This window comes from Serratia proteamaculans (assembly GCF_004684015.1).
GTDB classification, from domain to species: domain Bacteria; phylum Pseudomonadota; class Gammaproteobacteria; order Enterobacterales; family Enterobacteriaceae; genus Serratia; species Serratia proteamaculans_F.
Map to the genome: position 1 here is coordinate 1 of NZ_SRIA01000022.1, position 25,905 is coordinate 25,905.

The following is a 25,905-nucleotide window of genomic DNA, read 5'->3' on the forward strand; positions in this document are numbered from 1 at the left end:
TCTTCCCGGCCGCTGTGTGAAGTGAATCACTTGCGCCGTGTCGATGGAGGCGCATTATAGGGAACCGAGTTTTTTGCACAACCCCTTTTTTGATCTTTTCTTACTGTTTGCACACTTTTCGGCCCTTTCGGGTGGATCTTGCGCGATCAGGGTCGTTTTCCGCAGGATCCATCACTTCAGTTGGTTGTAATTCCACCGCCAACGTCTAGTATTGCCGTTAAATATGATCCCGATGCGAGGCTATTACATGTCTGATGCAGTACGTTCTTATCTTCATTACTCTCCCAAACTGGGCCTGCGCGTCATGATCGACCCTTCCAGTGTGGTGATCGGTAATGTTGAGCTGGCCGATGACGTCAGTATCTGGCCGTTGGTTGCTATCCGCGGCGATGTGAACGCAGTAAAAATTGGTGCACGCAGCAATATTCAGGATGGCAGCGTGTTGCACGTAACCCATAAGTCTGAACATAACCCTGAGGGTTACCCATTGCTGATCGGTGAAGACGTTACTGTGGGGCACAAGGCCATGTTGCACGGCTGCGCGATTGGCAATCGGGTGCTGGTAGGTATGGGATCGATCCTGTTGGATGGTGCAGTAATCGAAGATGATGTGATGATTGGTGCCGGCAGCCTGGTTGCGCCGGGTAAACGCCTGGAGAGCGGCTATCTCTATATGGGCAGCCCGGCACGCCAGGTTCGCCCATTGACCGCTGCGGAGCGGGAAGGGTTGCTTTACTCTTCTACTAACTATGTACGTTGGAAAGACGAATATTTGTCGGAAGATATCTGACTGGCGCCCGTTCCCGCACAGAGGAACGGGCTCAGAGCTACACTGCCAGTTCTTGACGCAACTGACGTAATACCGGTTCAATCTCCGGCATCACACCATGCCACAGCAGGAACGCATGCGCTGCCTGCCCCACCAGCATCCCTAAACCGTCGGCATATTCTGTGGCGCCCTGTTGCTGCGCCCAGGCCAGAAACGGGGTTAATCCCTGCTGATAAAACATGTCATAACAACGCGTATGACCATTGACCGTACCAACCGGTAACGCCGGGATGTCACCGCTGATACCGGATGCCGTAGCATTGATCACTAAATCAAACCGCTGTTGATCGAGTTGATCCAAGGGCAACGCGGATATTTCACCCAGATGTTGGAATACCTGCGCCAGTGTCTGCGCACGGCTAAAAGTACGGTTGGTGAGCACCACTTCACAACCAAAAGACAGTAGCGGCAAGATCGCGCCACGTGCCGCGCCCCCCGCCCCCACCAGCAGAATACGATCCCTGGGTTGGATCAACTTCTGGCGCTCAAGATCGGTCAGCAAGCCGATCCCATCGGTGTTGTCACCCAGTAATCCACCGTCCGGCAGTATCTTTAAGGTATTTACCGCACCGGCCAACGAGGCTCGTTGACTCAGTTCGGTCGCCGCTTCATAAGCATTTTCTTTAAAAGGGACCGTGACGTTCGCTCCCTTGCCACCGGCCTGAATGAACGTCTGTAGAGTGGTTTCGAAACCATCCAGTGGCGCCAGCACAGTTCCATAGGGATGTTCTATACCTGTTTGCGCGGCAAATAGCGCATGAATACGCGGTGACTTGCTGTGGCCGATAGGGTTACCGAATACTGCAAACTTCTCCATGCACGTTACCTCTAGCCTTGACGGATCTGCTTACCGGTCAGGACATCTCTGATTTCAGAAGGATTAAGACGGCCACCGACGCTGCCCGCCAGCACTGGGAAAGCGGCACCAAACTGCTGCTGCACTTCATCGGCACTACGGCAAGGTTCTTGCCCGCTGAGGTTGGCACTGGTCGAGACCAGCGGTTTGCCAAACTGCCGACAAAGTTGTTGTACCAACGGATGATCGCTGACGCGTACCGCCAATGAATTGAAACGACCGGTCAACAAGCGTGGCGTTTCGGGGCGGGCAGGGATCACCCAGGTCACCGGGCCAGGCCAACTGGCAAACATCGTGGCACGTTGCTGTTCGTTCAACGCGGTGTCATCTATATAAGGTGTTAACTGCGCGTAATCAGCCGCAATCAGGATCAGTCCTTTTTCCCAGGGGCGCTGTTTCAGTGCCAATAAGGTGTTGATCGCCTGCTCGCTGTCGGGATCGCAACCCAGACCAAATACCGCCTCGGTCGGGTAGGCAATAACCTGCTGATTATTCAATGCGTCAATAATTGGCGTGAAGATGGCTGTGGATTCTGAGCTCATGATGTCATTATTCTGTGGTGACTACGGGTTTCCCGCAAAGTTTACTGGCACAGCAAAGGGTTGGACCTTTCGCCGTGCGCTTTTCCATCAGCAACGGATAGTGGCAATACTCACACTCACCGGCAACGGGTTTAAAATTGAGAACAAACTGGCATTCAGGGTAGCGATCGCAGGAGTGGAATACCTTGCCATAGCGCGATTTCCGCTGCAGCAGTTTGCCCTGCTCGCACTGCGGACAGCTGATGCTGGTTTCGTCCGGTTTATCGATAACCTCGGTGTGGTCGCACTCCGGGTAGTTACTGCAAGCGATAAACATACCGTAACGACCCTGGCGCAGGGCTAGCGTCGCCTGGCATTTCGGACATTCCTGCCCATCCAGCATTTTGACGACATGGCCATCGGCCTGGGCCTTCAACGGCCGGATATGTTGGCATTCAGGGTAACGGGTACAGCCGAGGAAGGGGCCGTGGCGACCACTGCGGATCACCAGCTCGGCCCCGCATTCCGGACAGGGTTCATTTTGCCTGGCGGCAAAAATCGCGGCTTTTGTCATAACTTCTTCTATTCATGTTATCGGCTCAGTGCAGATAACCTTCGTTTACTTCAAACAACAGTTCTTCCATTTGCTGATAGGCACTTTCATATCCGGGGATATTAAACAGCACCATCAGCACCACCCATTTCAGATCTTCGAGATCGAATTCCGTGTTATCCAAAGCCATAACACGATCGATAACCATTTCACGGGTTTCGAGGTTCAATACCTGAATCTGCTCCAGGAACAGGAGGAAACCACGGCAACTGGCATCCAAACGCACGCCTTCTTCTTCGGTGTAAATCCGCATTGCCAGCGGATCGGCATCCATAAAATACGGCGCATTTTCGCCTTCCTGCAGGTCAGCGAGCTTTTCAAGCCAATTCAACGCGTTGTAGATATCATCCCGATGAAACCCCGCCTGAGCGAGATCATCAGTCAGTTGATCCTGATCGACGCGCATCTCTGGTTCATTGTGGATATAAGTTTCAAACAAGTACATCAGTACGTCGAACATGGCCTGCCCTCCTTATTCGGACATAGCCGCCGGGTACAGCTGCGATCCACCCTGCTAACTCCAGATCGAGTAATTTGATTACCACCTCTGGCACAGGTTGGCCGGCACGTTCAGCGACGACGTCAACAGGTGTCACCTCATCTCCTACGTTAGCCAACACATCGGCAAATGGCAATTCAACTTCGGCTTCTGACGCACAAATAGTTGTATTTTCGCTCAGCGACAGCCAATGCAGGCCACTTCCCAATTGCTCAGCGATCTCTTTCGGCCCGGTAACCAGATAAGCCCCCTGTTGGATCAGCCAATGCGTGCCTTCGCTCATCGGGTTCCCCAGCGCCCCGGGTAAGGCGAAAACCTCACGCCCCTGTTCCAAGGCATAACGTGCAGTAATCAGCGTTCCGCTGCGTAAGGAGGCTTCAATTACCACTACGCCAAGGCTTAATCCGCTGATGATACGGTTTCGTCGTGGGAAATGGTCGGGCATTGGCAGATCGGTAGCCAGATATTCAGAGATCAATGCCCCACCGCTTTCAATGATACGTTCAGCCAGGCGGCGATGCCGGCGCGGGTAGATATTGGCCAAGCCACTGCCCAATACGGCGACCGTGCTCCCTTCCGCCGCCAACGCCGCGCGGTGGCAGATGCTATCAATGCCTAGCGCCAGCCCGCTGGTGATGGTAAACCCGCAGTTCACTAATCCGGTGGCAAAGTAATTGGCCCAGTGCTCACCGTAATGACTAAACTGACGGCTACCCACCATGGCAATTTGCGGCTGCTGCGCGGCTTCCGGGTTCCCCTTGACCAGCAGCAATAACGGAGCATCATCGATAGGCAGTAATCGCTCTGGATAGCCGGGCTCACCGTAGATCCACATCAGATTGCCGGGCTGATCCAGCCAGGTGAGCGTGGCCGCCAGATAGCGCGGATCCACCTGACGAAACTGGGCCCGCTGCCGGTCATTCAGCCCCAATTCCCGTAACAGCGGATAAGGATCTCCTGCAGCCGCCACCATCTGCCGTATTATCTGGCTGGCCTGTGCCGCCCCCAGCCCGGTGACACCGCGCATCCGTAAGCCGATTTCCTGTGCCTGCATCGCCTGTTCCCTCGCAGAAAATGGTGGTATTACCAATTCGAGCAATTGGTGCGCAATGCTGTCAATCAGGCTGGGAAATGTCTAGAATAGAAGCTAAACCTCGTTTATCACTCGGATACAGATCTCAAGATATATGTCAGTATTGCAGGTATTACATTACCCAGATGACCGGCTGCGCAAAGTCGCGGCCCCGGTAAAAGAAGTCAATGCGAATATCCAGCGCATCGTGGATGATATGTTTGAAACCATGTACGCAGAGGAAGGCATTGGCCTGGCTGCGACACAGGTGGATATCCATCAGCGCATTATCGTCATTGACGTTTCTGAGAACCGCGATCAGCGCCTGGTGCTGATCAACCCGGAACTGCTGGAAAAAAGCGGTGAAACCGGGATTGAGGAAGGGTGCCTTTCCATTCCTGAACAACGTGCTTTGGTCCCGCGCGCCGCTGCTGTAAAAATCAGAGCGCTGGACCGCGACGGCAAACCTTTTGAGCTGGAAGCCGACGACCTGTTGGCCATCTGTATCCAGCACGAAATGGACCATCTGGTTGGCAAGCTGTTCGTCGATTACCTGTCGCCACTCAAGCGCCAGCGTATCCGTCAGAAACTGGAAAAAATGGCCAAGCTTAACGCCCGCGCCTAACCGATCAGGAAATCAACGTGTCTGACTCTTTACGGATTATTTTCGCCGGAACTCCAGACTTCGCAGCGCGTCACCTTGACGCGCTGTTGTCATCTGGGCACCAGATTGTCGGGGTGTTCACTCAACCTGACCGCCCTGCGGGCCGCGGCAATAAGCTGACGCCCAGCCCAGTCAAAGTTCTGGCCGAACAGCACCATTTACCGGTGTTTCAGCCAAAATCACTGCGCCCGGAAGAGAACCAGCACCTGGTTGCCGATCTCAACGCCGATGTGATGGTGGTAGTGGCTTATGGCCTGATCCTGCCCAAAGCGGTGTTGGATATGCCGCGACTCGGTTGTATCAACGTCCATGGTTCACTGCTGCCACGCTGGCGTGGTGCCGCACCGATCCAACGTTCACTGTGGGCTGGCGATAACGAAACCGGCGTTACCATCATGCAGATGGACGTGGGTTTGGACACCGGCGATATGATGCACAAGATCGCCTGCTCGATCGAAGCCGATGACACCAGCGCCAGCCTGTACGATAAACTGGCACAGCTCGGCCCACAGGGCTTGCTGACCACGTTGCAACAGATGGCTGCAGGTACGGCAAAACGTGAAGTGCAGGATGAAGCACTGGTCACCTATGCCGAAAAACTGAGTAAAGAAGAAGCCCGTCTGGACTGGAACCTGTCCGCCGTGCAACTTGAACGCTGCGTTCGTGCCTTCAACCCGTGGCCCGTCAGTTATTTCACCATTGACGATCAACCGGTGAAAGTGTGGCAGGCAACGGTGTTGGCGCAAAACGCGGATGCAGAACCTGGCACCATCATCCATGCTGACAAGCACGGCATTCAGGTGGCTACCGCCGAGGGTATTCTTAACCTGATTCAACTGCAGCCGGCGGGCAAAAAACCCATGTCAGCGCAGGATTTGCTGAACTCACGTCGTGAATGGTTTACACCGGGCAACCGGTTATAAACCGCCCCACTGCCCGGCCAATAATCGCCGGGCTGTTTCTTTCTTAATGCCGATCGTTATCAGCTTTAGCCTATGAAAAACAATTACAATCTCCGCAGCATCGCAGCCATTGCCATCGGCCAGGTGTTGGATCAGGGCCAGTCGCTCAGTACTGTCCTGCCGTCACTGCAAAAAACCATTTCTGACAAGGATCGCGCTCTGCTGCAGGAACTGTGCTTCGGTACCCTGCGCGTCTTGCCGCAACTGGAATGGTGTATTCAACAATTAATGGCCAAGCCAATGACTGGCAAGCAGCGTACGCTGCACTATTTGTTGATGGTCGGCTTATATCAACTGCTGTATACCCGGATCCCCGCACATGCGGTGCTGGCGGAAACTGTAGAAGGCGCAGTAGCGCTGAAGCGCCCGCAGCTTAAAGGCCTGATTAACGGCGTATTGCGCCAGTTCCAACGCCAGCAGGAAGAATTACTGCAACGCGCTGCCAATAATGACAGCCGCTATCTGCACCCAAGCTGGCTGTTGAAACGTATCCAGCAGGCCTATCCCGCACAGTGGGAACAGATCATCGATGCCAATAATCAGAAGCCGCCAATGTGGCTGCGCGTCAACCGTTTGCATCATACGCGCGAAGATTACTTGCAGTTGATGGAACAGGCCGGCATTGCCGCTGAACCGCATGCCGAATATCGCGATGCAGTGCGTCTGCTGGCCCCCTGCGCCGTTACCGATCTGCCAGGCTTTGCCGACGGCTGGGTCACCGTGCAGGATGCCTCCGCGCAGGGTTGTGTCGATCTGCTGGATCCGCAAGACGGTGAACAGATCCTCGATTTGTGCGCAGCTCCCGGTGGTAAAACCACCCATATTTTAGAGGCGGCTCCCAAAGCCCATGTGATGGCCGTCGATATCGATGACCAGCGCCTGAGCCGGGTCAAAGAAAACCTGCAACGTCTGCGTTTGCACGCCGAAGTGAAGCAAGGCGATGGCCGCACTCCGCAACAATGGTGCGGTGACAAGCAATTCGATCGCATTTTGCTGGATGCTCCTTGCTCTGCCACCGGTGTGATCCGCCGTCACCCAGATATTAAATGGTTGCGACGCGACAGTGATATCGCCGAACTGGCCGCACTGCAGGCCGAGATTATCGAGGCCATCTGGCCACATCTCAAAAGTGGAGGTGTGATGGTATATGCCACCTGCTCCATCTTGCCGGCAGAAAACGCTGAACAGGTTAGCGCCTTCCTCCAGCGTCATGCCGATGCCCGTCTGGTTGAAACCGGCAACCAGCAACAGCCTGGCCGACAGAATCTTCCACATCCAGAGGATGGGGATGGCTTCTTTTACGCTAAGCTGATTAAAATGTAGCTGTTCAGTACTCTGGGCGCGGCTGTTGCGCCCTTTCAGATAATCTTCAGCGGTTCAGTGTGAAGCAGAGAAGCGAATGAAAATAATTATTCTTGGCGCGGGTCAGGTTGGCGGGACACTGGCAGAAAACCTGGTGGGTGAAAATAACGATATTACCGTCGTGGATACCGATTCCGGCCGCCTGCGTCAGTTACAGGATAAGTTCGACCTGCGGGTCGTTCAAGGCTACGGCTCTCATCCACGTGTACTCCGGGAAGCGGGGGCGGAAGATGCCGACATGCTGGTTGCCGTCACTAACTCGGACGAAACCAACATGATTGCCTGTCAGATTGCCTACTCGCTGTTTAATACACCTAACCGAATCGCCCGTATTCGTGCGCCAGAATATATCCGCGAGTCAGAGAAGCTGTTTCACCCAGAAGCGGTACCCATTGACCACCTGATCTCACCAGAGCAGCTGGTTATCGACTACATCTATAAATTGATTGAGTATCCAGGCGCGCTGCAGGTGGTCAACTTTGCAGAGGGCAAGGTCAGCATTGCCGCGGTAAAAGCCTATTACGGTGGGCCGTTGGTGGGTAATGCCCTGTCTTCAATGCGCGAACATATGCCGCACATTGATACTCGCGTCGCCGCAATCTTCCGACAGGATCGACCGATTCGCCCGCAGGGTTCCACCATTATTGAGGCTGGCGATGAAGTATTCTTTGTTGCAGCTTCACAGCATATCCGTGCGGTAATGAGTGAGTTGCAACGGCTGGAAAAGCCCTATAAGCGCATCATGATTGTTGGCGGTGGCAACGTCGGCGCAGGCCTGGCGCAAAGGTTGGAGAAATCTTACAACGTGAAGTTGATTGAACGTAATCAGCAACGCGCCGCAGAGCTGGCCGAACAGCTGCATGACACCATCGTGTTTTATGGTGATGCTTCTGACCAGGAGCTACTGGCAGAAGAACACGTTGATCAGGTGGATGTTTTTATCGCCATCACCAACGATGACGAAGCAAATATCATGTCCGCCATGCTCGCCAAACGCATGGGTGCCAAAAAGGTAATGGTGCTGATTCAGCGCCGCGCCTATGTTGACCTGGTACAAGGCAGCGTCATCGATATTGCAATTTCTCCACAACAGGCAACCATTTCAGCGCTGTTAGGCCATGTGCGGAAAGCGGATATCGTCAGCGTTTCCTCACTCCGTCGTGGTGTCGCGGAAGCCATCGAAGCCATTGCGCACGGTGACGAAAGTACCTCAAAAGTGGTCGGCCGCACCGTTGAAAATATTAAATTGCCGCCGGGCACTACTATTGGCGCCATTGTGCGCGGTGATGACGTTATTATTGCCAACGGCAGCAGCAAAATCGAACAGGGCGATCACGTCATTATGTTTATAACCGACAAAAAGTTCGTTCCTGATGTTGAGCGCCTGTTCCAGCCAAGTCCTTTCTTCTTGTAGAACAAATGTAGTAATGAATGGTCTATAATTGCGAAGTTGTTCTCTGCCACAGAAAGAGATAAAACTTTTCGCTCCTTTTGTGGCAAAGGGAAATTGCTTTGTTAAACTTTAGTTATTAAATTCTGCAAGGGGTGCGTTCTATGAGTATGATGAAAGAGTTCCGCGAATTTGCCATGCGTGGCAACGTGGTCGACTTGGCAGTGGGTGTCATTATTGGTGCAGCGTTTGGTAAGATCGTATCGTCTTTCGTTGCAGATATCATCATGCCACCACTGGGCTTGCTGATCGGCGGTGTTGATTTCAAACAATTCCACCTGATACTACGCGAAGCTCAAGGCGCGGTTCCTGCAGTGGTAATGAACTACGGTTCATTCATCCAGACTATTTTCGATTTCGTGATTGTTGCCTTCGCTATTTTCCTGGCAATTAAATTAATGAACAAAGTACGCCGTAAACAGGAAGAAGAGCCGGCAGCGCCACCTGCGCCAACTGCAGAAGAAAAACTGCTGACTGAAATTCGCGATTTACTGAGCCAACAGCAACAGCCAAAACTATAAAATAGTTTAGCTGGGGTTACTAAAAAGCCATCTTATTCAGATGGCTTTTTTAATACCTTAAAACCAGAAGGCCAGTGGTAAATTATCCTTTGATAGTTTACCACTGGCCTCCCAGTTACCGCCTTTTGCATGTTTGTCTTTACGCCGATAACTGCCTTTCCCTTTGGTATTTTTCTCTATCCTTTGGCGGAATAATGGATCGTGCAACAGTGCCTCAATGGCATTGTCCTGTATCTGGCCTTTGGTATGACGGTATTTAGTCATGGCAATTCTCCTTGTTTACGTATGGATATAAATCGTGGCGATAATACTGCTGCCCGTGTAAAAATTAAAGAGCCAGGTGACTTCTCAAACACCTTTTTTTTCTTTCTCATCACTGGCGCCCTGTTCCAGCGCTTCCAAAATCGAGCAATAGCTGCTGGTATGGGCAGTGCCGCAACAGGCATCGCTGAGACGCTTTAACGATTCGCGCATCCGCGTTAGTTCCTTAAGCTTATTCTCCACTTCACCGAGCCGTGCATCGACAATCGACTTCGACTCCTGGCAAGTATGATGCTCCGGATCAACACGGATCGATAACAGTTCGGCAATGGTTTCCAACGTAAAACCGAGTTGCTTGGCATAACGGATAAAACGCAGCCGCTGCAAGTCTTGATCGTCATACAACCGATAACCACCCTCGGTACGGATGTTATGATCCATCATTCCCTGCTTCTCGTAGTAACGCACGGTGTCCGGCGTCACGTCAGCAAGCTTTGCCAGTTGGCCAATTTTAAGCATCACTCCTCCTCCGGTGAAAATTTTCCACTCAGCGCACGTTGATATTCACCATGCAAGAAATCGGTACTCATCCCTGCTTGTCGTAAACGATGTTCCAGCAGAGCCATCCGTTTGCCAAGTTCAACATAGTCCGGATGATCGCTATCAATCACCTGCAGCAAACGAGCTATATTCAAAGCCTCTTTACGATCTTCTAACTCTGCGGGTAAATAGCCGGCGTTTTTAAGCAAGCGAAAACCAGTACGCAATTCAGCAGGCACGGCACTGTCATCGTCCAATACGAGTGGTTGGCCCTGACCAGGCAGATTATCCAATTCACCCTTAGCCTGCGCATCAAGGATATGACGCTCCGCCCATTGATCGAATAACCACATGAGATGCCCTTCAATTGGTCTGCGTAATAGCGTTAGCATAGCGGATAGGGGCGGGGATCTTAAGTCTGGCGGGGAAAGAACGCACGTTTGGCTGATTATGGACGTAAAAAAACCGGGCAAGCCCGGTTTTTTCACGCGTCCACAGATTACTCTGCAGTTGCTACTTCTGCTTGAGACTCAGCACGATCAACCAGCTCGATGTATGCCATCGGCGCGTTGTCGCCTGCGCGGAAGCCACACTTCAGAATGCGAGTGTAACCACCGGCACGGCTCGCGAAACGCGGGCCCAGCTCGTTAAACAGTTTTGCCACGATCTCGTTATCACGAGTACGGGCGAATGCCAGACGACGATTAGCTACGCTGTCGGTCTTGGCAAGAGTAATCAGCGGCTCAACAACGCGACGCAGCTCTTTTGCTTTTGGCAAGGTCGTCTTGATGATCTCATGACGAACCAAAGAGCCGGCCATGTTACGGAACATAGCCTGGCGATGGCTGCTGTTACGGTTCAGTTGACGACCACTCTTACGATGGCGCATGACCTTATCCTTCTCAGTAAAACCTTAACCTGTGATCCGGTTACTCGTCAGCAATGCTTGCCGGTGGCCAGTTTTCCAGGCGCATGCCCAGAGACAGTCCACGGGAGGCCAGCACGTCTTTAATCTCAGTAAGAGATTTTTTACCCAGGTTCGGCGTTTTCAGCAACTCAACCTCGGTACGCTGTACCAGATCACCGATGTAGTGGATAGCTTCTGCCTTAAGGCAGTTAGCAGAGCGGACAGTCAATTCCAGATCGTCAACAGGGCGCAGCAGAATCGGATCGAATTCTGGTTTCTCTTCTTTAACTTCTGGTTGACGAACATCACGTAAGTCAACAAAAGCTTCAAGTTGTTCAGCCAGGATGGTAGCCGCACGGCGGATCGCCTCTTCAGGATCGATCGTGCCATTGGTTTCCATTTCGATGACCAGCTTGTCCAGGTCAGTACGCTGTTCTACACGCGCTGCTTCAACATTGTAGGCAATACGCTCTACAGGGCTATAGCAGGCGTCAACCAACAGACGACCGATCGGGCGCTCATCTTCTTCCGAATGAATTCGGGCAGAAGCCGGCACATAACCACGACCACGCTGAACTTTGATACGCATGCTGATAGCAGCGTTTTCATCGGTCAGGTGGCAGATCACGTGCTGAGGCTTGACGATTTCGACATCACCATCATGGGTAATGTCGGCAGCGGTCACAGGGCCAATGCCAGATTTATTCAGGGTAAGGATAACTTCATCTTTCCCTTGAACTCTCACCGCCAGCCCTTTCAGGTTGAGCAGGATCTCCAGGATATCTTCCTGTACGCCTTCTTTGGTGCTGTACTCATGCAGTACACCATCAATCTCAACCTCGGTCACCGCGCAACCCGGCATAGACGAAAGCAGAATACGGCGCAGTGCATTGCCGAGAGTATGGCCAAAGCCACGCTCTAACGGCTCAAGGGTCACCTTGGCGTGCGTCGAACTGACTTGCTCGATATCTACCAGGCGCGGTTTTAGAAACTCTGTCACAGAACCCTGCATTGTGTCCTCTCTTTGGTACTAAGCCTTACTTGGAGTAAAGCTCGACGATCAGGTGTTCGTTAATGTCCGCAGACAGATCGGTACGTTCAGGCATACGCTTGAACACGCCTTCCATCTTAGCAGCATCAACTTCAAGCCAGGTCGGCTTTTCACGCTGCTCAGCCAGCTCCAGAGAAGCTTTAACACGAGATTGCTTTTTAGCCTTCTCGCGGATGCTGACTACGTCATTCGGAGATACCTGATAAGAAGCGATGTTAACAACGCGACCATTTACCATAATTGCTTTGTGGCTAACCAACTGACGAGACTCTGAACGAGTAGCGCCGAAGCCCATACGGTAAACAACGTTGTCCAAACGACCTTCCAGCAGTTGCAACAGGTTTGCACCGGTGTTGCCCTTCAGGCGTGCTGCTTCTTTGTAATAGTTACGGAATTGACGCTCCAGAACACCGTACATACGGCGAACTTTTTGCTTCTCACGTAACTGTACACCGTAGTCAGACAGACGCGGTTTACGCGCACCGTGTTGACCAGGCGGTTGTTCAATTTTACACTTGGTATCGATCGCGCGAACGCCAGACTTCAGGAACAAGTCTGTGCCCTCACGGCGGCTAAGCTTGAGCTTAGGACCCAAATATCTTGCCATTTTCTTTCTCCAACAAACCTAAAAGCTTACGTTATACGCGACGCTTTTTCGGCGGACGACAACCGTTGTGAGGGATAGGAGTCACATCAGTAATATTAGTGATGCGGAAACCAGCGGCGTTCAGAGCACGAATAGTTGATTCGCGGCCTGGACCCGGTCCCTTAACCATAACTTCCAGATTCTTGATACCGTATTCTTTTACTGCGTCAGCACAACGTTCGGCTGCAACCTGAGCTGCAAACGGAGTTGACTTACGAGAACCACGGAAACCAGAACCACCGGCAGTTGCCCAACCCAATGCATTACCCTGACGATCGGTAATAGTCACAATGGTGTTGTTGAAAGACGCATGGACATGAGCCACGCCGTCAGAGACTTGTTTTCTTACACGCTTACGTGTACGAACAGGTGCCTTTGCCATTATTCAATCACCCTGATTATTTCTTGATTGGTTTACGCGGACCCTTACGGGTACGTGCGTTGGTCTTAGTACGCTGACCGCGAACTGGCAGACCACGACGATGACGCAAACCACGGTAAGTACCAAGATCCATCAGACGCTTGATGCTCAGGGTAACTTCACGACGCAAATCACCTTCTACAGTGAATTTGGCGACTGCTTCACGCAGCTGTTCAATTTGCTCTTCAGACAGCTCACTGATCTTAACATGTTCAGCAATACCCGTAGACGCACAGATAGACTGTGAGCGGGTTTTACCGATTCCGAAGATCGACGTTAAGGCGATTACGGTATGTTTATGATCAGGAATGTTAATGCCTGCTATACGGGCCACTATGCACTCCTACTATTTTATACGGCAACACCATTCTGAAAAGCCCGTTTTCAGGATACTCAAATAATGTTGCAGCTACATACAAAAGATTGGCTGGCTAATCTAGCCAGCTCAACCCAACTTTGCAAGAAAAATATGCGAGATAATCAGCCTTGACGCTGTTTATGCTTCGGCTCGGCGCTGCAAATCACACGAACGACACCGTTACGCTTAACGATTTTGCAGTTACGACATAATTTCTTGACGGAAGCACGAACTTTCATTTTTACTCTCCGTAACTTCTCAAACGAACCTGTTAGCGGTTATAGCCTTTCAGGTTTGCTTTCTTCAATGCAGACTCGTACTGACTTGACATCATCAGAGTTTGCACTTGAGCCATAAAGTCCATGATGACGACAACCACGATCAGTAGCGAGGTACCACCAAAGTAGAATGGTACTTTCATTGCATCACGCATGAACTCCGGGATCAGGCAGATGAAAGTAATGTACATCGCGCCCACCAGGGTTAAACGCGTCATTACTTTATCGATATACTTCGCCGTTTGCTCTCCCGGACGAATTCCTGGTACGAAGGCACCGGACTTCTTCAGGTTATCTGCTGTCTCACGCGGGTTGAAAACCAACGCCGTGTAAAAGAAACAGAAGAAGATGATTGCAGACGCATAGAGTAACACATAAAGCGGTTGCCCTGGCTGCAAATACAGCGAAATCGTTGTCAGCCAGTTCCAACCGGTACCGCCCCCAAACCATGATGCAATCGTGGCCGGGAACAGAATAATGCTGGAAGCGAAGATTGCCGGGATAACCCCTGCCATGTTCACTTTCAACGGTAAGTGTGTGCTCTGTGCTGCATAAACACGACGACCTTGTTGACGCTTCGCATAGTTAACGACGATACGACGTTGACCACGTTCGATGAAAACAACGAAGAAGGTTACTGCAAACACCAATACTGCAACCAACAGCAACAGGAGGAAGTGCAGGTCGCCTTGCCGGGCTTGTTCGATAGTATGGGCCACAGCCGGCGGGAGTCCCGCTACAATACCTGCGAAGATAATGATCGAGATACCGTTACCGATACCACGTTCAGTAATCTGTTCACCCAGCCACATCAGGAACATTGTCCCGGTCACCAAGCTCACTACTGCAGTAAAGTAGAACGCAAAGCCTGGGTTTAACACCAGACCTTGCATACCAGGCATATTCGGCAAACCGGTAGCAATACCGATCGACTGGAATATGGCCAACACCAGCGTACCGTAACGGGTGTACTGGCTAATCTTGCGACGGCCAGCCTCCCCTTCTTTCTTGATTTCTGCTAACGCTGGATGAACCACTGTTAACAGCTGGATAATGATCGACGCCGAAATATACGGCATGATCCCCAGAGCAAAGATAGAAGCACGGCTGAGGGCACCACCAGAGAACATGTTAAACATTTCAATGATAGTGCCTCTCTGCTGCTCGAGCAATTTGGCAAGCACAGTGGCATCGATACCAGGAATCGGAATAAAAGAGCCGATACGGAAGACAATCAGCGCGCCGATTACAAACAAAAGTCTGCGCTTCAGCTCGCCGAGCCCGCCTTTAGCACTTTGAAAATCTAATCCTGGTTGCTTAGCCATCTGCTACTTATTCCTCAATTTTACCGCCAGCAGCTTCGATAGCAGCACGAGCGCCTTTGGTGACACGCAGACCACGCAGGGTAACCGGACGAGCGATTTCGCCAGAAAGCATAACTTTCGCGAATTCGATCTGGACACCAACAACGTTAGCGGCTTTCAGCGTGTTCAGGTCGATTACGTCGCCTTCAACAAGAGCCAGTTCAGACAGACGAACTTCTGCCGTGATCATAGCTTTGCGAGAGGTGAAGCCGAATTTCGGCAAACGACGATATAAAGGCATCTGACCACCTTCAAAACCACGACGTACGCCACCGCCAGAACGTGAGTTCTGACCTTTGTGACCACGACCAGCGGTTTTACCCAGGCCAGAACCAATACCACGACCTACACGCTTAGGCGCATGCTTGGCACCTTCAGCCGGAGACAGAGTATTTAAACGCATCTGTTACTCCTCAACCTTAACCATGTAGGAAACCAAGTTGACCATACCACGTACAGCAGGAGTATCCTCACGCTCTACAGTATGACCAATACGACGCAGACCTAAACCGAGCAAGGTTGCCTTGTGCTTTGGCAAACGGCCGATGCTGCTTTTTGTTTGAGTTACTTTAATAGTCTTTGCCATGGTTATTTCCCTAGAATTTCTTCGACGGACTTACCACGCTTAGCAGCGACCATTTCTGGGGATTTCATATCTTCCAAAGCAGCAATAGTTGCACGAACCACGTTGATCGGGTTAGTAGAACCATATGCTTTAGCCAAGACGTTATGAACCCCTGCAACTTCCAGGACGGCGCGCATTGCACCACCGGCGATGATACCGGTACCTTCGGAAGCTGGTTGCATGAACACACGAGAACCCGTGTGAGCACCTTTAACAGGGTGCTGCAGGGTACCGCTATTCAAAGCAACATTAATCATAGCGCGACGGGCTTTTTCCATCGCTTTCTGGATCGCTGCCGGAACTTCGCGTGCTTTGCCGTAGCCAAAACCAACGCGACCGTTACCATCACCAACTACTGTCAGTGCGGTAAAGCTGAAAATACGGCCACCTTTTACGGTTTTAGATACGCGGTTTACCGCGATCAGCTTTTCCTGCAGTTCGCCAGCTTGTTTTTCGATGTGAGCCATCTTAAACCTCTTCCTTAGAACTGAAGGCCAGCTTCACGGGCAGCATCTGCCAGTGCCTGGACTCGACCATGATATTGGAAACCGGAACGGTCAAAGGAGACTTTAGAGATCCCTTTTTCCAACGCGCGCTCAGCCAGAGCTTTACCTACGGCTGCTGCTGCGTCTTTGTTGCCGGAATACTTCAATTGCTCTGTGATAGCTTTTTCTACAGTAGAAGCGGCTACCAGTACTTCAGAACCATTTGGAGCAATTACCTGTGCGTAAATGTGACGCGGGGTACGATGTACCACCAGGCGGGTTGCACCCAGTTCTTTGATCTTACGGCGTGCGCGGGTCGCACGACGGATACGAGCAGATTTCTTATCCATAGTGTTACCTTACTTCTTCTTAGCCTCTTTGGTACGCACGACTTCGTCGGCGTAACGGACACCCTTGCCTTTGTAAGGCTCAGGACGGCGGTAGGCACGCAGATCTGCAGCAACCTGGCCAATAACTTGTTTATCAGCGCCTTTCAGCACGATTTCAGTTTGGCTTGGGCATTCAGCAGTAATACCTGCTGGCAGCTGGTGATCGACCGGGTGAGAGAAGCCTAAGGCTAAATTCACCACGTTGCCTTTAACAGCAGCACGATAACCAACACCTACCAGTTGAAGCTTCTTGGTGAAGCCTTCGGTAACACCAACAACCATTGCGTTCAGCAGAGCGCGCGTAGTACCCGCTTGGGCCCATGCGTTAGCAAAACCTTCGCGCGGGGCGAAAGTCAGTGCGTTAGCTTCTTGCTTCACTTCAACGGCGTTGTGGACAGTACGAGTCAGCTCGCCGTTCTTACCCTTAATCGAAATAACCTGACCGTTGAGTTTTACCTCTACGCCGGCAGGAATGACGACGGGTGCTTTTGCAACACGAGACATTCTTTCCTCCCGAATTAAGCTACGTAGCAGATAATCTCGCCACCAAGACCTGCTTGGCGAGCTGCACGATCGGTCATAACACCTTTAGAGGTAGAAATAACAGCAATACCCAAACCAGCCATAACTTTTGGCAGTGCATCTTTTTTCTTGTAGATGCGCAGACCAGGACGGCTGATTCGTTGAATGCTTTCTACCACTGCCTTGCCCTGGAAGTACTTCAGTACCAGTTCCAGAACAGGCTTGGTGTCGCCTTCGATTTTGAAATCTTCAATAAAACCTTCTTCCTTCAGCAGGTTGGCAATTGCCACTTTCAGCTTGGAGGAAGGCATGGTGACCGCAACTTTGTTCGCGGCTTGACCGTTACGGATACGGGTCAGCATATCCGCGATCGGATCTTGCATGCTCATCTGTCTTTACTCCCGTGATTCAATTGGTAATTACCAGCTAGCCTTTTTCAAGCCTGGTACTTCACCGCGCATAGCGGCTTCACGTAACTTGATACGGCTCAACCCGAATTTGCCCACATAACCATGTGGACGGCCAGTTTGGCGGCAGCGTTTACGCTGACGAGACGGGCTGGAATCACGCGGCAGAGTTTGCAGCTTGAGAACAGCATCCCAACGATCTTCGTCGGAAGAGTTCACACCAGAAATGATAGCCTTCAGTTCCTCGCGTTTAGCGCGGTACTTTTCAGCCAGTTTCACGCGAACGACTTCGCGTGCTTTCATTGATTGCTTAGCCATCAGTAACCCTGCCTTACTTACGGAACGGGAAGTTAAAAGCAGCCAACAGCGCGCGGCCTTCATCATCAGATTTCGCAGTAGTGGTAATGGTAATATCCAAACCACGAACGCGATCGACTTTGTCGTAGTCGATTTCTGGGAAGATGATTTGCTCACGCACACCCATGCTGTAGTTACCACGGCCATCGAATGACTTAGCGGACAAGCCACGGAAGTCACGGATACGTGGAACAGCAATGGAAATCAGTCGCTCAAAGAACTCCCACATGCGTTCGCCACGCAGAGTTACTTTACAGCCGATCGGATAGCCCTGGCGGATTTTGAAGCCTGCAACAGATTTGCGTGCTTTGGTGATGAACGGCTTTTGACCGGAGATTGCTGCCAGATCCGCTGCTGCATTATCCAGCAGTTTCTTGTCAGCGATCGCTTCACCAACACCCATATTCAGGGTGATCTTCTCGACCCGAGGGACTTGCATGACAGAGTTGTAATCAAACTGAGACATCAGTTGTTTGACTACCTCGTCTTTGTAGTAATCATGCAGTTTCGCCATCGTATTACTCCAAATTACTTGATAGTTTCGCTGTTAGATTTGAAGAAACGGACTTTTTTCCCGTCTTCGAATCTAAAGCCTACACGGTCAGCCTTACCGGTAGCCGCGTTGAAGAGAGCAATGTTAGAAACCTGAATTGCAGCTTCTTTTTCAACAATGCCACCTGGTTGGTTCAGGGCCGGGACCGGCTTCTGATGTTTCTTAACCAGGTTGATACCTTCAACAATGACCTTACCAGCAGACAGGACATTTTTTACTTTACCGCGTTTACCTTTGTCTTTCCCGGTAAGCACGATAATTTCGTCATCACGACGGATTTTCGCTGCCATGTTTCGCTCCTTAGAGTACTTCTGGTGCCAGAGAGATAATTTTCATGAACTTCTCATTACGCAGTTCACGAGTTACCGGCCCAAAAATACGCGTACCGATAGGTTGCTCGCTGTTATTGTTTAAAATAACGCATGCATTACCATCGAAGCGAATGACAGAACCGTCCGGGCGACGTACACCCTTCTTGGTGCGCACCACTACCGCCTTCAGCACATCGCCTTTCTTCACCTTACCGCGAGGAATTGCTTCCTTGATGGTAATTTTGATGACATCGCCAATGCCTGCGTAGCGACGGTGCGAGCCACCTAGAACCTTGATACACATTACGCGACGTGCACCGGAGTTGTCGGCCACGGTCAGCATAGTCTGTTCTTGGATCATGTTAGTGCTCCGCTAATGTCAACTACAACTTTAGGACCTATTACTAGATCGTTGAAAAGCCCCATAACCAAGGGCGCAGCATTATAACACCGCTTCCAGAGTATGGGTAGAAAAAATAAACGGCTCATTTTCTGAGCCGTTTATAAGTTAGAGCCAGCTACTCTATTACAGAATCGCTTTCTCTACAACGCGAACCAACGTCCAGGACTTAGTCTTGGACAGTGGACGGCATTCGCGGATTTCTACCACGTCACCGATACCACATTCGTTGTTCTCGTCATGTACGTGCAGCTTGGTCGTACGCTTGATGAATTTCCCGTAGATCGGGTGCTTCACCGTGCGCTCGATAGCAACAACCATGGATTTCTCCATTTTGTCACTAATAACACGACCCTGCAGAGTACGGTTAATATCAGTCATTTACACACCCGCCTTTTCAGTCAGTAAAGTCTTAACGCGTGCGACATTACGACGCACTTGTTTCAACAGGTGAGTTTGTTGCAGCTGGCCACTTGCCGCCTGCATGCGCAAGTTAAATTGCTCACGCAGCAGGTTGAGCAGCTCAGTGTTCAGCTCTTCAACGCTTTTTTCACGCAGCTCTTGTGCTTTCATTACATCACCGTCTTAGTTACAAAGGTGGTTTTGATCGGCAATTTAGCTGCAGCCAGCTTGAATGCCTCACGGGCGACCTCTTCTGGTACACCGTCCATTTCGTACAGGACTTTCCCAGGTTGGATCAGGGCAACCCAATATTCCACGTTACCCTTACCTTTACCCATACGCACTTCGAGCGGCTTCTCGGTAATTGGTTTGTCCGGGAATACACGGATCCAAATTTTACCTTGACGCTTAACTGCACGAGTCATTGCACGACGAGCTGCTTCGATTTGACGAGCAGTCAGACGGCCACGGCCAACAGCTTTCAGACCGAAAGTGCCGAAGCTAACATCCGTACCCTGCGCCAGACCACGGTTGCGGCCTTTGTGCATCTTACGGAATTTTGTACGCTTTGGTTGTAACATCAGCGACTCTCCTTACTTGCGGCCTTTACGCTGCTGCTTTTTAGGTTGAGCAGCCGGTTCCGGTTGTTCAACTGCAGCCATACCACCCAGGATCTCACCTTTGAAGATCCATACCTTAACGCCGATTACACCATAAGTGGTGTGCGCTTCAGATGTGTTGTAATCGATATCCGCACGCAGTGTATGCAACGGAACACGACCTTCACGGTACCATTCGGTACGCGCGATTTCAGCACCGCCAAGACGGCCGCTTACTTCAACTTTGATACCTTTAGCGCCAAGACGCATTGCGTTCTGTACAGCACGCTTCATAGCACGACGGAACATAACGCGACGTTCCAACTGTGAAGTGATGCTGTCAGCAACCAATTTAGCGTCAAGTTCCGGTTTACGGACTTCGGCGATGTTAATTTGCGCAGGAACGCCAGCGATGTTCGCTACGACCTTACGCAGTTTTTCGACATCTTCACCTTTCTTGCCGATAACGATGCCTGGACGAGCAGTGTGAATAGTCACACGGATGCTCTTCGCAGGACGCTCGATAACGATGCGAGAAACGGAAGCTTTCGCCAGTTCCTTAATCAGGAATTGACGAACTTTAAAGTCGCTGTCCAGGTTGTCAGCGAATTCTTTGGTATTCGCATACCAAGTAGAGTTCCAAGGTTTGACAATACCCAGGCGAATACCATTAGGATGTACTTTCTGACCCATTGCTAGTCTCCAGAGTCTCAGCGATCGGACACAACCACAGTAATGTGGCTGGTGCGCTTCAGGATGCGATCTGCACGACCTTTTGCACGAGGCATAATGCGCTTCATGCTTGGGCCTTCGTCTACGAAGATTTTCGTGACTTTCAGATCATCGATGTCAGCGCCATCGTTGTGTTCTGCGTTAGCAATGGCAGACTCCAGCACTTTCTTAACCAGACCAGCAGCTTTCTTGTTGGTGTAGGCCAGAGTTTCCAGAGCTTGCGACACTTTCTTACCGCGGATCAGGTCTGCAACAAGGCGGACCTTCTGTGCAGAAGAACGAGCGTGGCGATGTTTAGCGATAGTTTCCATCTCTTCCTCCTACCTTAGCGCTTTTTAGCTTTTTTATCAGCCGCATGGCCGCGATAAGTGCGAGTCGGCGCGAATTCACCCAGTTTGTGACCGACCATTTCATCGGAAACGAACACTGGTACGTGCTGACGACCATTATGGACAGCGATGGTCAAACCGATCATGTTAGGAAAGATCGTTGAACGACGGGACCAAGTGCGCAAAGGCTTCTTGTCACCGCTTTCCACCGCTTTCTCTACCTTCTTCAGCAAGTGCAGGTCAATAAAAGGACCTTTCTTGAGAGAACGTGGCATGGCTTATCCTCTAATTATTTTTTGCTACGGCGACGTACGATGAACTTATCAGTACGCTTGTTGCTGCGGGTTTTCTTACCTTTGGTCTGAACGCCCCATGGTGTTACTGGGTGTTTACCAAAGTTTTTACCCTCACCACCACCGTGCGGGTGATCTACCGGGTTCATCGCCGTACCGCGAACGGTAGGACGAATACCACGCCAACGTGCAGCACCTGCTTTACCCAGAACGCGAAGCATATGTTCAGCGTTACCGACTTCACCCAAGGTGGCGCGGCAATCAACTGGAACTTTACGCATTTCGCCTGAGCGCAGACGCAGAGTTACGTAGGAACCATCACGTGCAACGATCTGAACGTAGGCACCAGCAGAGCGAGCGATTTGACCGCCTTTACCTGGTTTCATTTCTACGTTATGAACCGTTGAACCCACTGGGATGTTGCGCATTGGCAGGGCGTTACCTACCTTGATTGCAGCATCAACGCCAGATTGGATCTGGTCACCAGCTTTCAGACCTTTCGGCGCCAGGATATAACGGCGTTCGCCGTCTTTGTACAGAACCAGCGCGATGTTCGCGGAACGGTTCGGATCGTACTCCAGACGCTCAACCACTGCAGCCACACCGTCTTTGTTGCGTTTGAAGTCAACCAGACGATAATGTTGCTTGTGGCCACCACCGATATGACGGGTGGTGATACGGCCATTGTTGTTACGGCCACCGCTTTTGCTCAGTTTCTCAAGCAGCGGGGCATGAGGTTTACCCTTGTGCAGCTCAGGGTTAACCACTTTAACAACGTGGCGACGACCCGGAGATGTAGGTTTACATTTAACAATTGCCATTGTTCTTACTCCTCCGACTTACTCTGCGCCGCCGATGAAGTCCAGATTCTGGCCTTCTTTCAGGGTGACGTAAGCTTTTTTCCAGTCGCTACGACGACCAACACGCTGACCGTGACGCTTCACTTTCCCTTTAACTACCAGGGTGTTAACGTCTTCGACTTCGACTTCAAACAGTTTCTGCACTGCAGCTTTAATTTCTGCTTTGGTCGCGTCTTTGGCAACTTTGAGAACGATGGTGTTAGTTTTTTCCATCGCAGCGGATGCTTTTTCAGATACGTGCGGTGCACGCAGCACTTTCAGCAGACGTTCTTCACGGATCATGCCAGCATCTCCTCAACTTGCTTCACAGCATCAGCAGTCATAACCACTTTGTCGAAGGCGATCAGGCTAACCGGGTCGATACCTGCTACATCGCGCACGTCAACCTTGTACAGGTTGCGAGCAGCCAGGAACAGATTCTCATCCAGTTCGCCGGTTACGATCAGCACATCTTCCAGAGCCATATCTTTCAGTTTCTGTGCCAGCAGCTTAGTTTTAGGCGCTTCTACAGAGAACTTCTCGACAATGATCAGACGATCTTGACGTACCAGTTCGGACAGAATGCTTTTCAGCGCGCCGCGGTACATCTTTTTGTTTACTTTCTGACTGTGGTCCTGAGGCTTCGCAGCAAAGGTCACGCCACCTGAACGCCAGATCGGGCTCTTTACAGAACCTGAACGCGCACGGCCGGTACCTTTCTGGCGCCACGGTTTTTTACCGGAACCAGTTACTTCAGCACGGGTCTTCTGAGCACGAGTACCTTGACGGGCACCTGCTGCATAAGCAACAACAACCTGGTGTACCAGCGCTTCGTTAAAGTCACGACCGAAGGTAGTTTCGGAAACAGTCAGCGCGCTTTGCGCGTCTTTCAATACTAATTCCATTGCTATCCCCTTACGCCTTCACAGCTGGTTTAACGATCAGGTTGCCACCGGTTGCGCCCGGTACAGCACCCTTAACCAGCAGCAGGTTGCGCTCAGCGTCAACACGTACTACGTCCAGGCTTTGAACGGTTACACGCTCGTCACCCAGGTGGCCAGCCATTTTCTTGCCTTTGAACACTTTGCCCGGAGTCTGGTTCTGACCGATAGAACCCGGAACGCGGTGAGACAAGGAGTTACCGTGGGTAGCGTCTTGGGTACGGAAGTTCCAGCGCTTTACAGTGCCAGCAAAACCTTTACCTTTAGAAGTACCGGTAACATCGACTTTTTTAACTTCAGCGAAGATTTCAACGCTGATGTTTTGACCTGCAGTAAATTCTTCACCTTCAGCAGTGCGGAATTCCCACAGACCACGGCCAGCTTCAACGCCAGCTTTAGCGAAATGGCCCGCTTCCGGCTTGGTTACGCGGTTAGCTTTTTTGCTACCGGTAGTAACCTGCACAGCACGGTACCCGTCGTTAGCCAGGTCTTTAACCTGAGTCACGCGGTTCGCTTCAATTTCAATCACGGTTACTGGGATAGAAACGCCATCTTCAGTGAAGATACGAGTCATACCCAATTTCTTACCGACTAAACCAATCATTGTTTCAACCTCTCAATCGCTCAATGACCTGATTAACCCAGGCTGATCTGCACGTCTACACCAGCAGCCAGATCCAGACGCATCAGAGCATCAACGGTTTTCTCGGTTGGCTCAACGATGTCAACCAGACGCTTGTGAGTGCGAATCTCGTACTGATCACGCGCGTCTTTGTTAACGTGCGGAGAGATCAGAACGGTAAAGCGCTCTTTGCGAGTTGGCAGCGGGATCGGACCACGGACTTGCGCACCAGTGCGCTTAGCAGTCTCGACGATTTCCGCGGTTGATTGATCGATAAGACGATGATCAAACGCTTTCAGGCGGATACGGATTCTTTGGTTCTGCATGAGACCAGAGCTCCAATTATTTATAAACGTAAATAATTACTCCTCACACCCATTTCGATTGATGGGGGAGTGTAATCGTCAACATATAACCCCCATATCGGGAGTATTGTTCGAAGGGCAAAACGAACTTGCCTATCGACTGATTCGCTAAAATCAGGCTTACCAAGATTAGGTAAGCCCGCGCATTATACGCAAAACAGAGCGAGAAGCAAGGCGCAGATGGAAATATGCTCAGGATATCGACATTTATTGCAGTTTTAGGTCTTAGATGGCGGTTCGGTAAGCCAGGAGCTGTGGAAGGCGAGGAAATCAGATAAGGCGTTGAGGCTACTCCCCTGCCCTGCCGGGGATAAGACATGCCGGCAGGGAAGCATTGTTGTTAAGTGGGGGATACCGTTTTTACAATGTTAAAGTTGGGCTTGGGCGTAGTTCTGAATCCCCAGGCGATCGATCAAATCCAGTTCGGTTTCCAGCCAGTCGATATGCTCTTCTTCATCTGCCAGGATCTCTATCATCAAATCGCGGCTGACATAGTCATGGATGGAATCGGCGTAAGCAATGCCTTCACGAAGACTTTTGGCACCGTCCAACTCCAGGGCCAAATCGGAACGCAGCATTTCTTCAATATCTTCGCCAATATTCAACTTGCCGAGGTCCTGCAAATTCGGGATACCTTCCAAAAACAAAATACGCTCGATGTAACGGTCGGCATGTTTCATTTCGTCGATCGACTCGTGGTATTCCTTATCATTGAGGCGAGTTAAACCCCAGTTTTTGAACATTCGGGCGTGCAGGAAATATTGATTGATGGCAACCAGCTCGTTACCGAGCAGTTTGTTGAGGTGAGCAATGATCTTTTTATCGCCTTTCATAGGTAACTCCTCCTGGCCAGTTCTAAAAGTGTAGAAGCTGAAAGCCAAGAGTCAAAAAATAACCTTACCTTTAGTTAGGCAACTTCGTGCATATGGATAATGGTTCCGCTTTCCTCCACCATAATCTGTCTCGCCTGACGAATGCACTTTCCACAATCGGTACCAATAGGTACAAGCTCACGCAGTTGTTTCATGGTATGTGGATTGTGCTGACGCACGGCCTTGCGGATTGCTTTGTCAGTCACGGCATTACACAGACATACATACATAGAGGGACTCACTTCTTAACCAATGTCGTAAGTCTAAATAGGAATACTTTTTATTTCAATTAAGATTTGGGAAAATTGCATAAAAAAAGGGCACCGAAGTGCCCTCTTTTTGTGTCGAAAAATTATTCGCGATTAAGCGATAACTTTAGCAACAACACCAGCGCCAACAGTACGGCCGCCTTCACGGATTGCGAAACGCAGACCGTCGTCCATCGCGATTGGGTGAATCAGGGTAACAACCATGTTCACGTTATCGCCAGGCATTACCATCTCAACGCCTTCTGGCAGTTCGATGGTACCGGTCACGTCAGTTGTACGGAAGTAGAACTGTGGACGGTAGCCTTTGAAGAATGGAGTGTGACGACCACCTTCTTCTTTGCTCAGGATGTAAACTTCTGAGTCGAATTTGGTGTGTGGCTTGATAGAACCTGGTTTAGCCAGTACCTGACCACGTTCG

The 25,905-nt window shown here is 51.0% G+C and carries 44 protein-coding genes and 1 pseudogene; 6 read left to right on the forward strand and 39 right to left on the reverse strand.

Translation table 11 applies throughout. The annotated features are described in order from the left end of the window. Positions 1-247: 247 nt before the first annotated feature. A complete protein-coding gene (locus tag E5C26_RS22680) occupies positions 248-790 on the forward strand; it encodes a gamma carbonic anhydrase family protein (protein WP_167796692.1) in 543 nt (180 codons plus the stop codon). A 37-nt stretch (positions 791-827) separates the two neighbouring features. Here the strand turns inward: E5C26_RS22680 and aroE are convergent, their stop codons facing one another. Genes aroE through dprA form a run of 5 tightly spaced genes read right to left on the reverse strand, consistent with a single transcriptional unit; the run spans position 828 to position 4,372 of the window. Continuing rightward, positions 828-1,646, reverse strand: coding sequence for a shikimate dehydrogenase (gene aroE / locus E5C26_RS22685; protein WP_135318304.1), 819 nt, complete (start codon positions 1,644-1,646; stop codon positions 828-830). Between the two features lie 11 nt (positions 1,647-1,657). Continuing rightward, on the reverse strand, positions 1,658-2,227 hold the full coding sequence (tsaC, locus tag E5C26_RS22690) for an L-threonylcarbamoyladenylate synthase type 1 TsaC (protein WP_135318305.1): 570 nt from the start codon (positions 2,225-2,227) through the stop codon (positions 1,658-1,660). Positions 2,228-2,234: 7 nt separating this feature from the next. Further along, positions 2,235-2,780 carry a DNA topoisomerase family protein gene (locus tag E5C26_RS22695; RefSeq protein WP_135318306.1) on the reverse strand — a complete coding sequence of 182 codons (546 nt, stop codon included), beginning with the start codon at positions 2,778-2,780 and terminating at the stop codon, positions 2,235-2,237. A gap of 25 nt (positions 2,781-2,805) precedes the next feature. Continuing rightward, complete coding sequence (gene smg / locus E5C26_RS22700; protein WP_012147203.1) at positions 2,806-3,279, reverse strand: DUF494 family protein Smg; 474 nt, start codon at positions 3,277-3,279, stop codon at positions 2,806-2,808. Beyond that, on the reverse strand, positions 3,251-4,372 hold the full coding sequence (dprA, locus tag E5C26_RS22705; RefSeq protein ID WP_135318307.1) for a DNA-protecting protein DprA: 1,122 nt from the start codon (positions 4,370-4,372) through the stop codon (positions 3,251-3,253). The genes smg and dprA overlap by 29 nt, the downstream gene beginning before the upstream one ends. Positions 4,373-4,505: 133 nt before the next feature. On the opposite strand from dprA, the gene def reads away from it, so the two are divergent. The 5 genes from def (at position 4,506) to mscL (ending at position 9,349) form a co-directional block, all read left to right on the forward strand. After that, positions 4,506-5,015, forward strand: coding sequence for a peptide deformylase (def, locus tag E5C26_RS22710; RefSeq protein WP_012147205.1), 510 nt, complete (start codon positions 4,506-4,508; stop codon positions 5,013-5,015). A gap of 17 nt (positions 5,016-5,032) precedes the next feature. Then, positions 5,033-5,977 carry a methionyl-tRNA formyltransferase gene (gene fmt / locus E5C26_RS22715; protein ID WP_135318308.1) on the forward strand — a complete coding sequence of 315 codons (945 nt, stop codon included), beginning with the start codon at positions 5,033-5,035 and terminating at the stop codon, positions 5,975-5,977. 72 nt (positions 5,978-6,049) lie between these two features. Then, entirely contained in the window at positions 6,050-7,339 is a 1,290-nt protein-coding gene (gene rsmB / locus E5C26_RS22720; RefSeq protein ID WP_135318309.1) for a 16S rRNA (cytosine(967)-C(5))-methyltransferase RsmB, read from the forward strand. Between the two features lie 76 nt (positions 7,340-7,415). Then, entirely contained in the window at positions 7,416-8,792 is a 1,377-nt protein-coding gene (gene trkA, locus E5C26_RS22725; protein WP_135318310.1) for a Trk system potassium transporter TrkA, read from the forward strand. Positions 8,793-8,932: 140 nt separating this feature from the next. After that, positions 8,933-9,349 carry a large-conductance mechanosensitive channel protein MscL gene (mscL, locus tag E5C26_RS22730; protein WP_135318311.1) on the forward strand — a complete coding sequence of 139 codons (417 nt, stop codon included), beginning with the start codon at positions 8,933-8,935 and terminating at the stop codon, positions 9,347-9,349. A gap of 57 nt (positions 9,350-9,406) precedes the next feature. Here the strand turns inward: mscL and E5C26_RS22735 are convergent, their stop codons facing one another. The 34 genes and pseudogenes from E5C26_RS22735 to tuf all read right to left on the reverse strand — a co-directional run. Then, positions 9,407-9,613, reverse strand: a complete 207-nt coding sequence (locus E5C26_RS22735; protein ID WP_012147210.1) for an alternative ribosome-rescue factor A — start codon at positions 9,611-9,613, stop codon at positions 9,407-9,409. An 84-nt stretch (positions 9,614-9,697) separates the two neighbouring features. Beyond that, a complete protein-coding gene (gene zntR / locus E5C26_RS22740; protein WP_135318312.1) occupies positions 9,698-10,129 on the reverse strand; it encodes a Zn(2+)-responsive transcriptional regulator in 432 nt (143 codons plus the stop codon). Then, positions 10,129-10,503 (reverse strand): DUF1992 domain-containing protein, encoded by a 375-nt coding sequence (locus tag E5C26_RS22745; RefSeq protein ID WP_135318313.1) that lies wholly within the window; start codon positions 10,501-10,503, stop codon positions 10,129-10,131. Before E5C26_RS22745 ends, zntR begins: the two co-directional genes overlap by 1 nt. 146 nt (positions 10,504-10,649) lie before the next feature. Beyond that, complete coding sequence (gene rplQ / locus E5C26_RS22750; RefSeq protein ID WP_004929726.1) at positions 10,650-11,039, reverse strand: 50S ribosomal protein L17; 390 nt, start codon at positions 11,037-11,039, stop codon at positions 10,650-10,652. 40 nt (positions 11,040-11,079) lie between these two features. After that, on the reverse strand, positions 11,080-12,069 hold the full coding sequence (locus E5C26_RS22755) for a DNA-directed RNA polymerase subunit alpha (RefSeq protein ID WP_002919219.1): 990 nt from the start codon (positions 12,067-12,069) through the stop codon (positions 11,080-11,082). A gap of 25 nt (positions 12,070-12,094) precedes the next feature. Then, positions 12,095-12,715, reverse strand: a complete 621-nt coding sequence (rpsD, locus tag E5C26_RS22760) for a 30S ribosomal protein S4 (protein WP_012147212.1) — start codon at positions 12,713-12,715, stop codon at positions 12,095-12,097. A 31-nt stretch (positions 12,716-12,746) separates the two neighbouring features. Then, positions 12,747-13,136 (reverse strand): 30S ribosomal protein S11, encoded by a 390-nt coding sequence (gene rpsK, locus E5C26_RS22765; RefSeq protein WP_004951128.1) that lies wholly within the window; start codon positions 13,134-13,136, stop codon positions 12,747-12,749. Positions 13,137-13,152: 16 nt separating this feature from the next. After that, the gene (gene rpsM / locus E5C26_RS22770; protein WP_012147213.1) at positions 13,153-13,509 is read right to left on the reverse strand and encodes a 30S ribosomal protein S13; all 357 of its coding nucleotides are present in this window, start codon (positions 13,507-13,509) and stop codon (positions 13,153-13,155) included. 146 nt (positions 13,510-13,655) lie between these two features. Further along, entirely contained in the window at positions 13,656-13,772 is a 117-nt protein-coding gene (gene rpmJ, locus E5C26_RS22775; protein ID WP_002227352.1) for a 50S ribosomal protein L36, read from the reverse strand. Positions 13,773-13,804: 32 nt separating this feature from the next. Then, positions 13,805-15,136 (reverse strand): preprotein translocase subunit SecY, encoded by a 1,332-nt coding sequence (gene secY, locus E5C26_RS22780; RefSeq protein WP_004929740.1) that lies wholly within the window; start codon positions 15,134-15,136, stop codon positions 13,805-13,807. Positions 15,137-15,143: 7 nt separating this feature from the next. After that, positions 15,144-15,578, reverse strand: coding sequence for a 50S ribosomal protein L15 (gene rplO, locus E5C26_RS22785; protein ID WP_012147214.1), 435 nt, complete (start codon positions 15,576-15,578; stop codon positions 15,144-15,146). A 3-nt stretch (positions 15,579-15,581) separates the two neighbouring features. Further along, positions 15,582-15,761 (reverse strand): 50S ribosomal protein L30, encoded by a 180-nt coding sequence (rpmD, locus tag E5C26_RS22790; RefSeq protein ID WP_012147215.1) that lies wholly within the window; start codon positions 15,759-15,761, stop codon positions 15,582-15,584. A 2-nt stretch (positions 15,762-15,763) separates the two neighbouring features. Next, complete coding sequence (gene rpsE / locus E5C26_RS22795) at positions 15,764-16,267, reverse strand: 30S ribosomal protein S5 (RefSeq protein ID WP_004951140.1); 504 nt, start codon at positions 16,265-16,267, stop codon at positions 15,764-15,766. A 14-nt stretch (positions 16,268-16,281) separates the two neighbouring features. Further along, positions 16,282-16,635, reverse strand: a complete 354-nt coding sequence (rplR, locus tag E5C26_RS22800) for a 50S ribosomal protein L18 (protein WP_037425856.1) — start codon at positions 16,633-16,635, stop codon at positions 16,282-16,284. Positions 16,636-16,644: 9 nt separating this feature from the next. After that, a complete protein-coding gene (gene rplF / locus E5C26_RS22805) occupies positions 16,645-17,178 on the reverse strand; it encodes a 50S ribosomal protein L6 (protein WP_012147217.1) in 534 nt (177 codons plus the stop codon). Between the two features lie 14 nt (positions 17,179-17,192). Next, on the reverse strand, positions 17,193-17,585 hold the full coding sequence (gene rpsH, locus E5C26_RS22810) for a 30S ribosomal protein S8 (RefSeq protein WP_004951149.1): 393 nt from the start codon (positions 17,583-17,585) through the stop codon (positions 17,193-17,195). A gap of 30 nt (positions 17,586-17,615) precedes the next feature. Then, positions 17,616-17,921, reverse strand: coding sequence for a 30S ribosomal protein S14 (gene rpsN / locus E5C26_RS22815; RefSeq protein WP_012147218.1), 306 nt, complete (start codon positions 17,919-17,921; stop codon positions 17,616-17,618). Positions 17,922-17,934: 13 nt separating this feature from the next. Next, a complete protein-coding gene (gene rplE, locus E5C26_RS22820) occupies positions 17,935-18,474 on the reverse strand; it encodes a 50S ribosomal protein L5 (RefSeq protein ID WP_004951155.1) in 540 nt (179 codons plus the stop codon). Positions 18,475-18,488: 14 nt separating this feature from the next. Then, positions 18,489-18,803: a 50S ribosomal protein L24 gene (gene rplX, locus E5C26_RS22825; RefSeq protein ID WP_004951158.1), complete on the reverse strand. Its 315-nt coding sequence runs from the start codon at positions 18,801-18,803 to the stop codon at positions 18,489-18,491. Positions 18,804-18,813: 10 nt separating this feature from the next. Further along, complete coding sequence (rplN, locus tag E5C26_RS22830; RefSeq protein ID WP_004951161.1) at positions 18,814-19,185, reverse strand: 50S ribosomal protein L14; 372 nt, start codon at positions 19,183-19,185, stop codon at positions 18,814-18,816. 165 nt (positions 19,186-19,350) lie between these two features. Beyond that, complete coding sequence (rpsQ, locus tag E5C26_RS22835) at positions 19,351-19,605, reverse strand: 30S ribosomal protein S17 (RefSeq protein WP_012147219.1); 255 nt, start codon at positions 19,603-19,605, stop codon at positions 19,351-19,353. Continuing rightward, on the reverse strand, positions 19,606-19,797 hold the full coding sequence (rpmC, locus tag E5C26_RS22840) for a 50S ribosomal protein L29 (protein ID WP_004951169.1): 192 nt from the start codon (positions 19,795-19,797) through the stop codon (positions 19,606-19,608). After that, the gene (gene rplP, locus E5C26_RS22845; protein WP_004951171.1) at positions 19,797-20,207 is read right to left on the reverse strand and encodes a 50S ribosomal protein L16; all 411 of its coding nucleotides are present in this window, start codon (positions 20,205-20,207) and stop codon (positions 19,797-19,799) included. The genes rpmC and rplP overlap by 1 nt, the downstream gene beginning before the upstream one ends. Before the next feature lie 12 nt (positions 20,208-20,219). Next, a complete protein-coding gene (gene rpsC, locus E5C26_RS22850) occupies positions 20,220-20,918 on the reverse strand; it encodes a 30S ribosomal protein S3 (RefSeq protein ID WP_012147220.1) in 699 nt (232 codons plus the stop codon). Between the two features lie 17 nt (positions 20,919-20,935). Then, positions 20,936-21,268, reverse strand: a complete 333-nt coding sequence (gene rplV, locus E5C26_RS22855) for a 50S ribosomal protein L22 (protein ID WP_004391423.1) — start codon at positions 21,266-21,268, stop codon at positions 20,936-20,938. A 14-nt stretch (positions 21,269-21,282) separates the two neighbouring features. Then, positions 21,283-21,561, reverse strand: a complete 279-nt coding sequence (gene rpsS, locus E5C26_RS22860; RefSeq protein WP_004929772.1) for a 30S ribosomal protein S19 — start codon at positions 21,559-21,561, stop codon at positions 21,283-21,285. 14 nt (positions 21,562-21,575) lie between these two features. After that, entirely contained in the window at positions 21,576-22,400 is an 825-nt protein-coding gene (gene rplB / locus E5C26_RS22865) for a 50S ribosomal protein L2 (protein WP_012147221.1), read from the reverse strand. A gap of 18 nt (positions 22,401-22,418) precedes the next feature. After that, entirely contained in the window at positions 22,419-22,721 is a 303-nt protein-coding gene (rplW, locus tag E5C26_RS22870; protein WP_012147222.1) for a 50S ribosomal protein L23, read from the reverse strand. Further along, positions 22,718-23,323 carry a 50S ribosomal protein L4 gene (gene rplD, locus E5C26_RS22875; RefSeq protein ID WP_012147223.1) on the reverse strand — a complete coding sequence of 202 codons (606 nt, stop codon included), beginning with the start codon at positions 23,321-23,323 and terminating at the stop codon, positions 22,718-22,720. The genes rplW and rplD overlap by 4 nt, the downstream gene beginning before the upstream one ends. Before the next feature lie 10 nt (positions 23,324-23,333). Continuing rightward, positions 23,334-23,963 (reverse strand): 50S ribosomal protein L3, encoded by a 630-nt coding sequence (gene rplC / locus E5C26_RS22880; protein ID WP_012147224.1) that lies wholly within the window; start codon positions 23,961-23,963, stop codon positions 23,334-23,336. Between the two features lie 32 nt (positions 23,964-23,995). Next, the gene (gene rpsJ / locus E5C26_RS22885; RefSeq protein WP_001181005.1) at positions 23,996-24,307 is read right to left on the reverse strand and encodes a 30S ribosomal protein S10; all 312 of its coding nucleotides are present in this window, start codon (positions 24,305-24,307) and stop codon (positions 23,996-23,998) included. A 407-nt stretch (positions 24,308-24,714) separates the two neighbouring features. Beyond that, a complete protein-coding gene (gene bfr / locus E5C26_RS22890; RefSeq protein WP_099065725.1) occupies positions 24,715-25,179 on the reverse strand; it encodes a bacterioferritin in 465 nt (154 codons plus the stop codon). A 74-nt stretch (positions 25,180-25,253) separates the two neighbouring features. Next, on the reverse strand, positions 25,254-25,448 hold the full coding sequence (gene bfd / locus E5C26_RS22895) for a bacterioferritin-associated ferredoxin (RefSeq protein ID WP_017894251.1): 195 nt from the start codon (positions 25,446-25,448) through the stop codon (positions 25,254-25,256). A gap of 132 nt (positions 25,449-25,580) precedes the next feature. Beyond that, positions 25,581-25,905: pseudogene (gene tuf, locus E5C26_RS22900) on the reverse strand (elongation factor Tu); the annotation flags it as partial.